12 protein-coding genes and 1 pseudogene are annotated in these 15,421 nt (G+C 38.9%); 6 read left to right on the forward strand and 7 right to left on the reverse strand.

Going from position 1 to position 15,421, the window contains the following annotated elements; translation table 11 throughout:
* Positions 1-66 precede the first annotated feature (66 nt).
* The 4 genes from L1967_RS01435 (at position 67) to L1967_RS22370 (ending at position 3,046) form a co-directional block, all read left to right on the forward strand.
* The gene (locus tag L1967_RS01435; protein WP_249599927.1) at positions 67-1,041 is read left to right on the forward strand and encodes an aldo/keto reductase; all 975 of its coding nucleotides are present in this window, start codon (positions 67-69) and stop codon (positions 1,039-1,041) included.
* 250 nt (positions 1,042-1,291) lie between these two features.
* Complete coding sequence (locus L1967_RS01440) at positions 1,292-2,125, forward strand: SDR family NAD(P)-dependent oxidoreductase (RefSeq protein ID WP_249599928.1); 834 nt, start codon at positions 1,292-1,294, stop codon at positions 2,123-2,125.
* Positions 2,067-2,594, forward strand: coding sequence for a hypothetical protein (locus L1967_RS22365; RefSeq protein WP_338063502.1), 528 nt, complete (start codon positions 2,067-2,069; stop codon positions 2,592-2,594). The genes L1967_RS01440 and L1967_RS22365 overlap by 59 nt, the downstream gene beginning before the upstream one ends.
* A 92-nt stretch (positions 2,595-2,686) precedes the next feature.
* Positions 2,687-3,046: a helix-turn-helix domain-containing protein gene (locus L1967_RS22370; RefSeq protein WP_338063503.1), complete on the forward strand. Its 360-nt coding sequence runs from the start codon at positions 2,687-2,689 to the stop codon at positions 3,044-3,046.
* 44 nt (positions 3,047-3,090) lie between these two features.
* On the opposite strand, the gene L1967_RS01450 is transcribed toward L1967_RS22370, so the two are convergent.
* The 6 genes from L1967_RS01450 to L1967_RS01475 form a co-directional block, all read right to left on the reverse strand.
* Entirely contained in the window at positions 3,091-3,972 is an 882-nt protein-coding gene (locus L1967_RS01450; RefSeq protein WP_249599929.1) for an ORF6N domain-containing protein, read from the reverse strand.
* Entirely contained in the window at positions 3,972-6,056 is a 2,085-nt protein-coding gene (locus L1967_RS01455) for a type IA DNA topoisomerase (protein WP_249599930.1), read from the reverse strand. Before L1967_RS01455 ends, L1967_RS01450 begins: the two co-directional genes overlap by 1 nt.
* Before the next feature lie 6 nt (positions 6,057-6,062).
* The gene (locus L1967_RS01460) at positions 6,063-7,511 is read right to left on the reverse strand and encodes a DUF3945 domain-containing protein (RefSeq protein WP_249599931.1); all 1,449 of its coding nucleotides are present in this window, start codon (positions 7,509-7,511) and stop codon (positions 6,063-6,065) included.
* Positions 7,512-7,598: 87 nt separating this feature from the next.
* Positions 7,599-7,907, reverse strand: coding sequence for a helix-turn-helix domain-containing protein (locus L1967_RS01465; protein WP_249599932.1), 309 nt, complete (start codon positions 7,905-7,907; stop codon positions 7,599-7,601).
* Positions 7,908-7,918: 11 nt separating this feature from the next.
* Positions 7,919-8,272: a helix-turn-helix domain-containing protein gene (locus tag L1967_RS01470; RefSeq protein WP_249599933.1), complete on the reverse strand. Its 354-nt coding sequence runs from the start codon at positions 8,270-8,272 to the stop codon at positions 7,919-7,921.
* Between the two features lie 262 nt (positions 8,273-8,534).
* Positions 8,535-9,380, reverse strand: a complete 846-nt coding sequence (locus tag L1967_RS01475; RefSeq protein WP_249599934.1) for an RteC domain-containing protein — start codon at positions 9,378-9,380, stop codon at positions 8,535-8,537.
* A 560-nt stretch (positions 9,381-9,940) separates the two neighbouring features.
* Here L1967_RS01475 and L1967_RS01480 point away from each other — a divergent pair.
* Together L1967_RS01480 and L1967_RS01485 are read left to right on the forward strand one after the other, a co-directional pair.
* Entirely contained in the window at positions 9,941-13,072 is a 3,132-nt protein-coding gene (locus L1967_RS01480; protein ID WP_249599935.1) for a SusC/RagA family TonB-linked outer membrane protein, read from the forward strand.
* On the forward strand, positions 13,062-14,717 hold the full coding sequence (locus L1967_RS01485; protein WP_476756502.1) for a RagB/SusD family nutrient uptake outer membrane protein: 1,656 nt from the start codon (positions 13,062-13,064) through the stop codon (positions 14,715-14,717). The genes L1967_RS01480 and L1967_RS01485 overlap by 11 nt, the downstream gene beginning before the upstream one ends.
* Before the next feature lie 166 nt (positions 14,718-14,883).
* On the opposite strand, the pseudogene L1967_RS01490 reads toward L1967_RS01485, so the two are convergent.
* Positions 14,884-15,311, reverse strand: a pseudogene (locus L1967_RS01490) (ribonuclease HII); the annotation flags it as partial.
* Positions 15,312-15,421: the final 110 nt, after the last annotated feature.

Consider the following 15,421-nt stretch of genomic DNA (forward strand, 5'->3'; position numbering starts at 1 on the left):
ATTTGGCAAGTGGGTTCACTTTTTATTGAACAACCTTTGCGGTGTCAAATTTTAAAATCAATAAAAATGAACACAAGAAAATTAGGAAACAGCGGATTAGAAGTGTCTGCATTGGGTTTCGGTGCAATGGGTTTGAGTTTTCCAACCGCACCAACAAAAGAAGAAAACATAAAATTGCTACGTTCGGCTTTTGAAAACGGCATTACGTTTTTTGACACAGCACAAGCCTATGGCGAAAATGAATTGTTGGTTGGCGAAGCATTGCACCCATTACGCAAAGAAGTTGTAATTGCAACGAAGTTCGGTTTAAAAAACGGAGATGTCAGACAGGGTTTAGACAGTCGTCCCGAAAACATAATAGCTGTTGCGGAAGCATCGTTGAAACGACTAAGAACTGATGTGATTGATTTGTTTTACCAACACAGACCCGACCCGAATATTCCGATTGAAGACGTTGCAGGAACGGTAAAAGATTTAATTCAACAAGGCAAAGTAAAACATTTCGGACTTTCAGAAGCGAACGCAGAAACTATTCGCAAGGCTCACGCTGTTTTGCCTGTAACGGCTTTGCAAAGCGAGTATTCAATGTTTTATCGTGAACCTGAAACAGACATCATTCCAACATTGGAAGAATTGGGAATTGGCTTCGTTCCGTTTAGTCCGTTAGGCAAAGGCTTTTTGACAGGAACGATAAATGCTGATGTTGAATTAGACGAAAGTGATACAAGAAACAGGTTTCCACGTTTCAGCAAAGAAAACAGACAAGCCAATCAACCTTTGGTTGATTTAGTTGTTTCCATTGCAAAAGACAAAAACGTTACACCTGCACAAATTGCGTTAAGTTGGTTGTTGGCTCAAAAACCTTTTATCGTTCCAATTCCAGGGACTTCAAAATTACACCGCTTACAAGAAAACATTGGTGCAATAAACATTGAATTGACAACTGACGAATTAAACAAAATCAATTCGGCTTTGGCGACAATTAAAATCGTTGGAGAACGCTATCCGACACAAATTCGTAACACAGCAGAAAGAAAATAAGTAACGAATAAAAAAATCTGCCTGTAACAATGCTATACGCGATGTGGGTTTAAGTGCCAAACGAAAGTTTAGCGCTTCTATTCCGCCAAAGCTACGCTTTGACGTCTTGTAATATAAAAATTAAAGCACAAAACCGTTAGATGTAATGGTACGACCGACATCCCGAACTTGAACACAACAATCCTCGATTGGAACACAAGTAAAAAAAAACTCTTACAGAACTTTGCATCATAATTAAAAATAGAAAATTATGAGCAAGCAAAAAGTATGGCTTATTACAGGAGCATCCAAAGGGATGGGCCTTGAAATTACAAAAGCAGTTTTAAATAACGGAGGCAAAGTAATTGCCACTTCCAGAAATACGGAAACGCTTTTAGAAAAAATTGTGGATTATAAGGATCATTTACTTCCTGTAAAGTTGGACATCACCAAAGAAAAAGAGGTTGAAAATGCCATTTCTAAAGGCATAGAGAAATTTGGCCAAATAGATGTGGTGGTCAATAATGCAGGATATAACCTATTGGGAAATATCGAAGAACTAAGTGATACCGAGTTTAGGAAAACAATGAGTGTAAATGTTTTTGCAATGGCCAGTATCATCAGAAAAGTCTTGCCCCATTTACGCAAGCAAAAATCAGGTCATATCATTAACACTTCTTCGATGATGGGATATATGGGTTATGCCGGGAATGGAAGCTATAATGCTTCAAAATTTGCTGTTATCGGGTTATCTGAAGCTCTTGCTCAGGAAGTTGCGCCTTTTGGCATAAAAGTGACAATCCTTGCACCAGGAACATTTCGTACAAATTTTATGAGTGAGGACACGCTCAATGTTGCGAAAAATAAAATTGATGCCTATAATTTAGATAAACAGGTTGAACTGTTTACGGGATTTGATGGCAAACAATTAGGTGATCCTGAAAAATTGGCAGAAGTAGTACTCAAAATTACTGAAATGTCAAATCCACCATTACATCTTCCATTAGGTTCGGATAGCTACAACGCTATCGTAGAGGTACGCAAAAATGAGAAAGAAGAAATGGAAAAATGGAAAGCCTTATCTTTATCTACTGATTTTAACTAATTATAGCGTGGAAAAAGCTACTCCTTATAAAATTCAGTCAATATCAGAGCTTCACCGATTATTCGGCTTACCAAAGCCCGAACACCCGTTGGTAAGTGTGATTGACTTTGAACTTCTGAAATTTGGAAATAACGAAATTTGGAAAAGCTTTTATTACGATTTTTATTGTGTTGCCTTTAAAAGAGGATCTTCAGGTAAGTTCAAATACGGGCAAGGGCATTATGATTTTGATGAGGGGGTTATGAGTTTCACCAAACCGGGACAAGTATTTTCGGTGACAGAAACCAATGACAATCCTGTTACAGGTTTTATGTTGATATTCAAAGCTGATTTAATCCGCCCTTACCCGTTAGGTAAATACATCAACAACTATGGCTTTTTTGGCTACTCCGTGGCAGAAGCTTTGCATCTTTCAGACAAGGAGGATGTATCATATCCTCTTTGTTGGCGCAAATGCAAAATGAATTAAATAACAATATTGACCATTATAGTCAAGATGTAATTGTGTCGCACTTAGATTTGTTACTCAATTACTCGAACCGCTTTTACAATCGACAATTTTTGACCCGCAAAGCTGTAAATAACGACTTGTTGGTTCAATTGGAAGAAGTCCTGAACAACTATTTTACTACTGAAACAACACTAAATAAAGGTTTGCCATCAGTTCAGGATATAGCCCATAAAGTAAATCTTTCCCCCAGTTATTTAAGCGACCTGCTACGAAATACAACGGGGCAAAATGCACAACAATATATTCAGAATCATTTGATAGAAAGGGCAAAAGAATTATTATCCACCACAAATTTATCAGTTAGTGAAATAGCTTACCAATTGGGGTTTGAATATTCTCAATCGTTCAGTAAGTTATTTAAAAAGAATACTAAGCAAACACCTTTGGAATATCGACAGTCCTTTAATTAAATACCACTAACATGCTATCTGACAGTTTAGTTAAGTGGGAAAAATTAGAATCTACGCAAAATCTGAAGCATCCGGCCCACTTCAATATCCATTTTTGAAAAGGCAAACCACTTTTTGCCCAAATCTTTCAATGATGCCCCAATATGGTAAAGTTCCGTGCCGTCAATAATGAGGAAACGGTCATGGGCATTGGTAAAAACTTGAGTGTCAATCGATGGATATTGGCTGTTGTAGCGTTGCAAGTCCAGCCGTAGCTGATTGCTGATATTCTTGGTATAGATAGTCGCCGTTACACTATCATTCCGTTTTCCTAATAAAGTAAGTACCGTATCGTCCACATAATTGTCAATGAGGATAATTGACCTTTTTGCACTTCGGACAATATCGGAAACAAAGGTATAGGCATCGAAAACCTGCCCGTCATAGAAAATACCTTTATCACTGTGGAGTTTGCCACTATCCAGTACCTTAAAGATTTCTTCAAACTTGCCATCTGCCTCTATCTGTTTGAGTTCGATTTTATCCAAACGGTGAAAAAGGGAAGCATTGCTCATCAGCATCCTGCGCATTTCCACAAAGGCATCCATGATCTCAATGCTGATTTTCACGGCAACATCGGACCGAAGTACGGCGGACAACATAGCGATACCTTGTTCCGCGAAAACGTAAGGCAGATAGCGTCTTCCGCCTCGCCCCACGTTTGAGGTGCCAAATTGGAACCTCAAAAATTCGGCTTCCTCATCGGTCAGTTGAAAACAGAATGATTCCGGGAACCTTTCCATGTTCCTTTTTACTGCCCGGTTGAGGTTTTTTGTTTCCACTTGGTATAGGGAAGCCAGGTCGCTGTCCAGCATCACTTGTTTGCCTCGTATGGTATAAATCAGGTTCTTTATTTCCGTTGGGCTTACGATGGGCTTATTTTCCATTACTTTCTATGATTTTTATGTTTCCCAAATTCAAAGGCGGTTTCGCCATTATCTTTCATTGTGATGTAGGCATCGAACTTTTTGCCCGATTTGCTTTTCATGCCCTTGATAAGGTTGGTTCTCCCTTTGCTCACAAGATTTTCTATTTCGGAAAGGCTTAACTGCACCCCGCAGACATTGCGGAACTGTAGCCAGTTGCAGGCATCATCGGGGCATTTGACTACCTTGTCCCAAATTAAAAGTTGACGGTTCCTGCATTTGGGGCAGGTCAGTTCGGGACGCTTTTCTTTTGCAATGGTCATGCTTAAAAGTTCCTGCGTTATGGAGGTGCTATAGGCTTCCATATCCTTATGGAAAGCTGTTGCATCCATTTCGTTGTTCTCTATTTTCTGCAATGCCATTTCCCATTCGGCGGTCATGGATACATCGGCAATTCTTTTGTCCTTTATAATCCCATAGACCCGCAGTCCCTTATCGGTGGGAATAAGGGATTTTCTTTCCCGTTTGATATAATCCCTTTTAAAAAGCGTTTCGATGATGGTCGCTCTTGTAGCCGGTGTACCAATACCGATGCCTTGCAGGGCTTTCCGTTCGTCTTTGTCCGCTATTTCCCTTCCGGCTTTCTCCATTGCGGATAATAGGCCGGCCTCGGTATAAAGCACAGGCGGTTTGGTTTTCTTTTCCAAAATGGCAGCCTCTTTTATTTTGAGTTTATCACCTACCTGTAATTCGGGCAGTTCCTGTACCGGTTCATTGTCTTCCCCGGTAAAATTGCCCCTGATGGCACGCCAGCCCGGCTTCGATATCTTGCATCCTTTCAATGCAAAATCGTAGTGAAGGACCTGTAATACGATGTCGGTTATTTCTTTGGAACAGGCTTGTGATAAGGCTTCCAATAACCGAAAGGCTATCATATTGTAAACCGCATCCTCCTTTGCAGACAATGCGGAAGGGCTTTTTTCGGTAATGAGCAGACCGTGATGGTCCGTTACCTTTATATCGTTCACAATGCGCTTGTTGAAACGTCCCCATTTTACTTGCCCGACCGCTTCTTTGCAGGATGCCCTTACCTCCAGTGTTCTTACCAGTACAGGGATTTCAGGCCATAGATCTTCAGGGATGTATTTGCTCCCGGTGCGGGGATAGGTAATGAATTTCTTTTCGTACAGGCTTTGTGCAACGACCAATGTTTCTTCTGCGGAAAGCCCCAGTTTTTTGTTGGCTTCTTTTTGTAAGCCCGTCAGGTCAAACAGCAAGGGTGGTTGCTCCGAAACCGTTTTATTTTCCACTGCCGTAACGGTGGCAGTCCCGGTACGTTGGATCGATTTTAGAGTATCGACTGCGGGTTTATGGTCGTCCCATTTGGTTTTGGAAAGGCTCTTGAAGTCCACAAATTCCTTACGATGCCCCAATTGGATCTGGAAGTATTTTTTACTGGTAAAGTCTTTGTTTTCCAAATACCGCTTACAGATCAGGGCAAGCGTCGGCGTTTGTACACGCCCGAGCGAATACACCCCACGCCCTGCGGCAATACTCAATGCCTGCGAAGCATTGATGCCTACTAGCCAGTCAGCCTGGCTCCGTCCTTGTCCGGAACGGTACAATCCGTCGAAATCGCTTCCGGGTTTCAGGTTGTCAAATCCCTGCTTGATCGCCTTTTCGGTCAGTGAACTTATCCATAAACGCTCAAAGGGCTTCCGGCACTTTAGGTACTCATAAATATACCTGAAGATAAGTTCGCCCTCGCGTCCTGCATCGGTGGCCACGATAATGCTATCCGAGCGGGTGATGACCTGCTCAATGATCTTCAACTGTTTTACCGCCCTGCTATCGGGAATATAACTTTTCTCCTTTTTTACCTTTCTTACCGTGAGCAAAAAAGGGTCCGGCAAGATGGGCAGGGCTTCCTTTTGGAAACCCATCAATCCATAATCCTCTGGCATTGCCAATCCCACCAAATGACCCAATGCCCATGTAACCTGATAACCGTTCCCTGTCAGGTAGCCATCCCGTTTTTCGGTAGCCCCCAACAGACTGGCTATTTCCCTTGCCACGCTTGGTTTTTCTGCAATGATCGCTTTCATAATCCATTACATTTTTCTGCCTTTGGATTTGACCGGAGTTTTGGCGGTGTTTTGTTGCGCTTGCTGCTTTTGGTTTTTCGGCGTTTGTTGCCCGGTCTTCAAAGGTTCCTTGATTTTTTTCGTCGCCTCGTTGGTCTTACCTTCGGAATTGACGGCTGTTTGGGTTTTGTTGGCCTCAACAGGCTGTATTTTGTCTTTCAGCTTGTTCGGGTTGCTGAATGAAAATCCTGTTTTGCCCGTATCCTTATCAAAAGTGATATAGCCTTGGTATTTCTGTCCTTTCCTGTCAATCAGTCCATTGACATAAACGGTTTGCCCTTCTTTGAATTTCTCGTATTGCTGGTCGGTCAGTTCCTTGCCCCTGAATGTTCGGGGCACTTCCTGTGGTTGTCCCTGCTGTTGGGTTTGCGATTGGTTATTGGTACGGCTCCTGTCAAAAAGAAATTCTACAAAACGCTTATCGGCATTGTACTGGACATTGGCATTGAAAGGTTCTCCCTTTTTGGAAATCATACCTTCCAATGAAAGCGGTTTTCCATCCAATAATGTCTGCTTTTGTTCTTCATTGAGCTTTACACCTTTGATCTCATCGGGGATTTTCATCCATTCCTGCCGTAAGGCGATGACCTCGTTGGTCAACCTGTCAATGCTGATGATGGACGGGATTTTCTCATTCGTCTTTGGGTTGGTCAAATCCACTACACGCCCCATATTCCCGGTGTTGAGCAAATTCTCCCTGTCCTCTTTGGTAAATTCGTGACCGAAGAAAGGAAAATTGAGGTTCGGATCTTTTCGGATACCATGAATGGCAACGACTGCATCACCATTCTCACCGGGCTGAAGCGATAACCTGGCATCCATACGGGTAACAGCAGTACCCAGGTTAAGGCTTATTGGCATCAGTATATTAGTCTTGTAGCCTTTTAACAGGGTATCGAGTACACCTGCTTTTTCGAGCCTTTCCTTGTTCAGCCCCAAATTGTTCATTGTCTCCCAATCAATCTGTTCCGGTTTGAAGCGGTATTCACTTGTTTCCGGTGTTGTTTGTGTTGTTTCCATATCTTTTTTGTTTTCCTGTTGTTGTTCCTTTGGTTCTTTTACCTCGTGTCTGGCCATAAGCGTTTCACCCTCTTTGGAGGGTGTATCCATCTGTTTCTGCATCTCCTTGGCGGTATCCACCGCTTCTGATGCAGGGACTTTAAAGAATGAGAAGTGAGTGGGATCTTTGAGCTGTCGCCAAAAATTGGAGAAGAAGTTGTAGAATATATCCCCGCTCTTGTCCACCCGCATGAACTGGCCCTGGTTCTTTTTGTTGGCATCCACGGTTTCCAGTTCGCCGTTTTTACCGATGCCCTTGACGGCTTGGATTTTCTTTTTCTCCTTATCCATTACCAGCAGAATATCCGATAGCTGTTCGGGATATTCCTGCGGATTTTTGATAGTTTCTTCACTCATGATATTCATTTTTTAATGCTGTTATTTTCCGAAAGTAGATGAAGTGGGTACGTTATGGCAGTAGCTGTCCCTCAGTGGCACAGTTTGTCATTTATTGTCCTTCGTTCGTTGCAGGGGGGTACTGAAACTTTCCCTGATGAACTGGTGTACATCCGATAATTTATAGTACAGTTTTCCGCTGATGGTGTAATAGGGCAGTTTGCCGGACGAGCGGTATCGCTGCAAGGATCGGTGGCTAATTTTGAGCATTTGGAGTAGATCCTGGTTGTCCAATAGTTCTTCGCCGTCAATACTGTTGCGTTGTTTTTGTATATCCGTGATGTGTTCTTTCAGAATATCGAAACGCTCCATGATGCGCTCCATCCACTTGGTAAATTCCATTCTGTCTATGTTCATGGCGGTACGTTTTATTGTTTTCCAGACTTTATTTCTCTTCCTTTTTCGACATAGCTTTTCCCTTTTGCCATAAGCTCTTTGATATATTCCTCACTGGTCTTTACAGCGTTGGCATTGAGCATGTCCTTTATAGCCCCTATAGTGTAGTAGTATTGCCCATATATCTTGGAATAGGCGATTTCGCCTTTGGTGCGCATACGCCACAGCGTTTTTTCACTGATATGCAGGTACTGGCAGACTTCGTGGTTATTGAGCCACAGGCTGTCATAGCTGGTGTCTTCAAGTTTCAGGAGGTACTCACTGATGGATTTGATCCGCTCATTGAGCTGTTTCCATGCTTCCTCTTCAATGGTTATGATTTTCATTGTACAGTTCCTTAATGTCCACTGTACAAAATTGGGGTGTTTGTCCGGGGCTGTCTTCCGATAGGTGTCTATCAAAAAGGCATTTTTTTTGAATTTTTTGCAGTTGGGTCAACGTGCTGTTTTTTAATGGTTTTTCCTATTTCTGTGCCGATGGCCGAACACCAAAAAAACAAATCTGTCCATATACACCTATAGGCAAATAAGTAAAAAAGGACAGCATCACCGGTGCTGTCCTTTAATTAAGGGGAGAAGATAAAATTCGTTAATGGTCTTCCTTGTCCATGTATTCCTCCAAACTGTATCTCAGTTGGTCCAAGAACAAGGTACGTGAGCCGGCCCGGGTCTTCATACGGTGGAAGCTGTTATGGATGTCATTGAGCGAAACACGGAAGAGGATTTGGAATACCAGGCTGATTTTCCGGATTCCTATCTTTCCGTGCGAAATGGCATCGGAAGCATGGAGGGCATAAATCAGTTCAATAAGGGCATTCTTTGTCTGTGTCCAGAAAATATCTTTGGTTTCGGCATTCTGCAACAGGATGTCGGGGTTCTGTTCAGGGTTTAATTTGGTTGTTAGATAATTGTAGATGAGTTCGTTGGCTACGATTTTGGCCACCTTGTAATCGAAGTATGTAGAAAATTTGGGGTCTATTTCAAATACATAACTGTTCAGCCCATCATGGTAGTTTATGTTTCCCCGCATAAAATAGCTTTCGTCCCGGTCGGTTCTGCCGGAACGGTAGTACCTGTAAAAAGTCGAGCTGCAAACATGCTCCTTATATTCCTGTGTCAGTCCCCGGAGCTGTAAAGCATAATAATTTTGGTTCAAATTTCCATTATCCACGGGACAGGCCGTTTCAATCCGATATACTTTATTGTAGTAAATAAGTTTCCCGAGAATATTCGGCTTTACCTGTTTGAAGAAATGGATTTCTTCATCCTTGGTGGAAAAACCTTTTCCTACCACTTTCTCTTTCAGTGTGCACAACAACTCCTGAAGATATACCGTCATTTTAAATGCCTCATCTATGAAACTGGTTGTATTTGCGGACAATTTTCTTTCCTGCTCCTGGATTTCGGCAACTATGTTGTTCAAAGTATCTTTCATAGCCAAAGACTTTAATTCTACATGTACCTATCTATATGCAAATATTAGCTTTTATAATAAATTTCTTTCATGATATAATCCGAAGTCAGGAAAGATTTTTTTTATGGAAGCACGATAAAACAACTTCCGAAACCTCAAAAAAAGGTGGGGGGAACAAGGCATAAAAAAATGAATTTCATCAAGAAAATTCATTATCTTTATCCTTGATTTACAAGGAAATTGAGTGAAGATGAATGCAGTAAGCACCATTACTAAATCGTTACTGACAACGATAGCCTATCCCGTAAACCACTCATTATAAGTTCTCTTTAGCTTTTCTGAATTTTTTTACTAAAAAAACTAAAATTGAAAGAATTCACATTTTGACAAAATTCTAATCCATTTATCATAAATAATAAGTTAATAGTAAAATAATAGGTGTTATTTGGGTAAATTCTTGTTTTTGATTTCTATTGAAAAAATAATTAGTTCTGAAATTATTAGAGGTGTAAATTATAATGTTTTGTTAATATAAAATTAATTAACATTTTTGCTGCTAAGGCTAATCTAATTGTTATACAATGAAAAAAAAGTTACTTTTATTATTTACACTTTTTATGGTGTTGGCTGTGCAAATAATACATGCTCAGCAAAAAACAGTATCCGGTAAAATTTTAGATGAAAATGGTCTCCCTTTACCGGGTGTTAATGTTATTGAGGAAGGAACCTCAAATGGTACGCAAACAGATTTTAACGGTGATTATACTATTGCTGTAAAAACAGGTGCTACTTTAATTTTTAGTTATGTTGGTTTTATAACTCAAAAAACTGTAGTTGGAGAAAGAGATGTATACGATTTAACGCTCAAAACCGATTCCGCTGCATTGGATGAGGTGCTTGTAGTGGCATTTGGTACGGCGACAAAAGAATCTTTTACAGGATCGGCAAGCACAATTGAAGCTGAGCAGTTAGAACAAAGATCTCTAACTTCTCCTTTATCTGCTATTGAGGGTAATTCTACAGGTGTGCAAATTTTGTCTGCTTCCGGTCAACCGGGTTCTTCACCCAGTATTGTTATTAGGGGGGTAGGAACCTTGAATGGTGAAACAGACCCATTAATTATTGTAGATGGCGTTCAATTTGAAGGGGCATTAAATTCTCTTAATCAGAATGATATAAAGTCAATGACTGTTTTGAAAGATGCAGCTTCTACCTCTCTTTATGGGTCCAGAGCTGCTAACGGTGTAGTTTTGATTACTACTAAAAGCGGTAAAGGTAAGCAGGAGCTAAGAGTTAATATAGATTCGCAGGTAGGGGTGATCAATAGAGCAATACCACTTTATGACAATGTGAATCCACAGGAATATTATGAGCTTATGTGGCAAAGTTATAAGAATTCTTTGGATGTAGATAACCCTGCAGCTGAGGCCTCAGCAACTATTTTTAATCGCTTAGGGTATAATCCATTTAATGTGCCTAATGATCAAATTGTTCAGGAGAATGGACAAATAAATCCGAATGCTGAAGTTATATTTAAAGGTTTGGATTGGTATGGGGCTTTGGAGAGAACAGGTAAGAGACTTTTTAATTCAGCCGATGTTTCCGTAGGTGGTGAAAATCATAATGTCTTTTTTTCTATTTCTAACCTAAAGGAAGAAGGTTATGTGGTTACTAGTGATTTTGAAAGAACAACAGGAAGGTTGAAAGCCGATTTTACGCCTACAGATTGGTTAACGCTTGGAGGTAATATTAATATGTCACTTTCAAGTTCTAATGGTCCTTCTTCGAGAGGAAGTTCAATAGCAAACCCCTTCGGATTTGCAAAAAATATGGGGTCTATATATCCTGTTTATATAGTAGATCCACAAACTGGTGATTATATAAGGGATGCCGCTGGAAATTTACAATATGATAGAGGAGAGGGATATCCTGACTATGGAATTCAATCTAGACCAACAAATGTAGGTAGGCACGCAATTGAAGAGGTTTTACTCAATAATGATAAAAAAGAGATCAATAATTATGGGATTCGTTTAAATGCCGGTTTTCAAATCATTGAAGGGTTGAAAGTGAACTTATTGTATGGTCAAGATATAAATGATTACATCAACAAGAGATATGAGAATAATTTGGTTGGTGATGGACAACCTGCTGGTAGATATAGGGAAACAAGGTATAGGAGAAATGTAGAAAATTTCAATCAAATTTTGAACTATAATAAATCTATAGGGAATCATAATTTTGACTTGACGTTAGGGCATGAAAGTTTTGAAAGAACATATTCTGAAGTATTTGGTTTTAAAAATACTCAGACTGCTGAAGGAATCTATGAGTTTGATAATTTCTCTACGATTGCTTCATTAGATGGATATACTTCAGATAAGACGTTAGAAGGATATTTTTCAAGACTAAATTATAATTTTAGAGAAAAATATTATTTAAGTGCATCGGTTCGAAGAGATGGTTCTTCTGTATTTAACAAAAATGTAAGATGGGGAAATTTCTATTCTATCGGCGGTGCATGGAGAATTGATCAAGAAAATTTCATGTCTGCTGTGAGTTTTGTTAATAATTTAAAGCTAAGAGCGTCCTATGGAGAAGTAGGGAATGATGATCTAAATGATTATTATATTTCACAACCAAGGTATTCTTTGTTGCCTAACGCGGGTAACCCAGGAATTTTTTGGTCTGACTTAGGGAATAGTGCTTTGACTTGGGAAACTGTAGAAAGTTGGGATGTAGCATTAGAGTTTGACCTATTTGATTATAGATTAAGCGGTTCTTTTGAATATTATAAGAGAAATTCATCAGATCTATTGTACAATGTTCCTTTGCCAATATCAATGGGGTTAAATGAAGGTCCTGCTAACATTGGAGATATGTATAACGAAGGATTTGAATTAGGTTTGGAAGGTATTCTTATTGATGGGGACAATTTTAGGTGGAATTTAGGGCTAGATTTCTCTACATATAAAAATGAAATTACCTCACTGCCAAATCCATTTGTTGATGATTCTAAGCGATGGATAGAAGGTAGGTCAAGATATGATTTTTATTTATATGACTATGCTGGTGTAGATCCAGATAATGGGGATGCATTGTATTTTGCTTATCAGGAAGATCCTGAAACTGGCGAAAATGTGGCAGTTTTAAATGAAGATGGAGAACATGTTAAGCTAACAGATCCTAACGATGCAAACAGAACTTATGTTGGAGCCACCGCTATCCCGGATTTGATAGGTTCTATAAGAAATCAGTTTAACTACAAAGGTTTTGGATTAAATTTCTTATTTACATATCAAATAGGCGGAGAAATTCTAGATTATGGATATGCTAATATGATGCACGAAGGTGCTTATGGGGAGTCAATGCATCCAGATGCTTTGAATGCTTGGAAGAAACCTGGTGACCAAACAAATGTTCCTAGGTTAGAAAATGGTAATACAGATTTAGCACCTTCTTTATCTTCAAGATGGCTTACAGATGCTTCCTTTTTCTCATTAAAGAATGTGAATTTATCTTATAATTTTAATAATGATTTAATAGATAGTATTGGTGTTTCGAACTTACGTTTATATGTATCAGCAGAAAATTTGTTTCTGTTGTCAGAAAGAAAAGGTTTAAATCCTCAATATAATCTTTCAGGTACACCAAGTGGAAATGATTATAATCCGAGTAGAGTGATTTCAGTTGGAGTAAACATTGCGTTTTAAAAAAACTATAAAAGATATTATAATGAAAATATTTAATAAATTTCGTTTTTCTTTAAGCTTGATATTAGTCATATTGATTAATTTTAGTTGTTCAGAAGACTTCTTAGATAATGTGCCAACAGATGCGATTTCTGCTGAAGATGCTTTATCTAGTCCGGAAAATATGATGCTAGTGCTAAACGGGCTTCATAGGCAAATGTATTCACAAGCTCAATTACCGGGCTCTTCATCTAGTAGAAGTGGTGAAAGTCATTTTATTCCGTCTTTGGATGCTATGGGGGGGAATATCATACATTCATCTCCTGGAAATGGGTGGATGACTTCAGATTTACAGTGGCTTACTCATACAAATCCAACGTATACTACCGTGTATAATTTTTGGTACCAGCGATATCATTTTATAGCAAGCTCTAATTCAATAATTAATACAGTTTTAGGCGGAGATTTTACAGAGGGACCAGAACTAAATAATATTTTAGGTCAGGCTTACGCGTACAGAGCGTGGTCTTATCTTAGATTAGTTACAACCTATGCTAAAGGTTATATTATTGGTAATCCTTCTACAGATCCTGGGGTACCTCTAGTTTTTGCAACCGCATCACCTTATGATAGTGCTCCAAGAGCTACTGTAGAAGAAGTTTATAATCAAATGGAACAGGATATTAACGAAGCTATCGGTTATCTTGAAAATGCTAGTAGCCCAGCTAATAAATCTCATATTTCTTTAAATGCCGCCTATGGTATTAAGGCAAGAATAGCTTTGTCTAAGGGGGATTGGCAAACAGTGGTAGAAGCTGCCGCTTTAGCTAGAGAAGGTTTTCCTTTGTTGAATAAATCACAATGGTTATCTGGTTTTAATACTTATGATTTATCTGAAGTTATTTGGGGCGGGAGAGTTATAGATAGTGAGACAAATTATTATCAATCTTATTTCTACTATATATCTCCAACTTTTAATGGAAGTCAAAATAGGAGTAATCCAAAGATTATTAGTAGTGAGCTATATAATATGATTCCCGAAACGGATTATAGAAGCGAAGCATGGCTTCCATTAGCTCCAAATACAAACCCTTCTGCATCAAATGGAAAAGGGGGGAGTTATGAGTCTGACCCAAATTATGATTCAGAAGATGAATTTTGGGATGCTTGGTCCGCTATAATTAATAAATATGGTATGACAACCGGGCACAATACCCATCCTTATATGACCGTTAAGTTTTTGCAGAAAAATCCGGGTACTATTGATCCTGATGATGTAATATATATGAGATCTTCAGAAATGTACCTTATGGAGATTGAGGCACTTGCTATGATGAATCAAATTAGTGAAGCTCAGGAGTTGTTACAAGAATTCGGTGAATCAAGAGATTCAGCTTTTGAGGCATCTCAATTTGCAACACAGGATGAATTAATGGAGCAAGTAAAATTCCAGAGAAGAGTTGAGTTGTGGGGAGAAGGTTTTAGTTTTCATGATCATATTAGATGGGATGATCCTTTAGATCAAAGTAATTCCGGTGCGGCCAAAGTGTTGTATCAAGATGGATTTTTCCAAGAACGACCATCTCAAAATGATGATTGGATTTGGAAAATACCGCAGGCGGAAATTGATGCTAATCCTTACATCAGTATTTCTGACCAGAATTAGTAATAAAATCATTTTATTTTAGTAACGCGAATTTTTAAACAAAAAACCAGTGAAGTCGAACTTCACTGGTTTTTTGTTTAAAAATTAAGTACTTAAAACATACAAAACCTCAGAGGATAATCAGTCTGTATTTCAATTAAGAAATTTCATTAATGACTAAATATTTCTATAATATAAGTTCAAGTTGTTCCGAAAGAAATCTAAAGCTTTTTCGGTGGTATTTTGTTATTCCATATTTCCTGATGGCTTCACGATGTTCTTTAGTAGGATAACCTTTGTTTTTCTTCCAGTTATACAGCGGAAATTCTTCATATACTCATCTCGATAGGTTTTTGCTAAACTCGAAGCAGCCGCTATACTCATATATTTATCATCTCCTTTAATAATGCATTCATAAGGAATATTTCTGAAAGGTTTAAATCGATTGGCCTCTACAATAATATGCTCTGGGTAGGGTTTTAGTTTTTCTATGGATTGATGCATGGCCAGAATGGAGGCATTTAGTATGTTTATTTTATCGATAGTTTCCATAAATATGTGAGTAACTCGATAAGAAGCGCAATTATTCTCAATAATTTCTCTTAGAAATGATTTAAACTTTTTTTAAAAATAAAAAAGGGTTGCAGATATTTGTGTTGCGAAACATACAATTATCAAAACCAACCCTTTATGTACTCTGTACTTGACAAAGATACAATAGAATT

Origin of the sequence: Zunongwangia pacifica, assembly GCF_023499215.1 — a bacterium.
Taxonomy (GTDB): Bacteria; Bacteroidota; Bacteroidia; order Flavobacteriales; family Flavobacteriaceae; genus Zunongwangia; species Zunongwangia pacifica.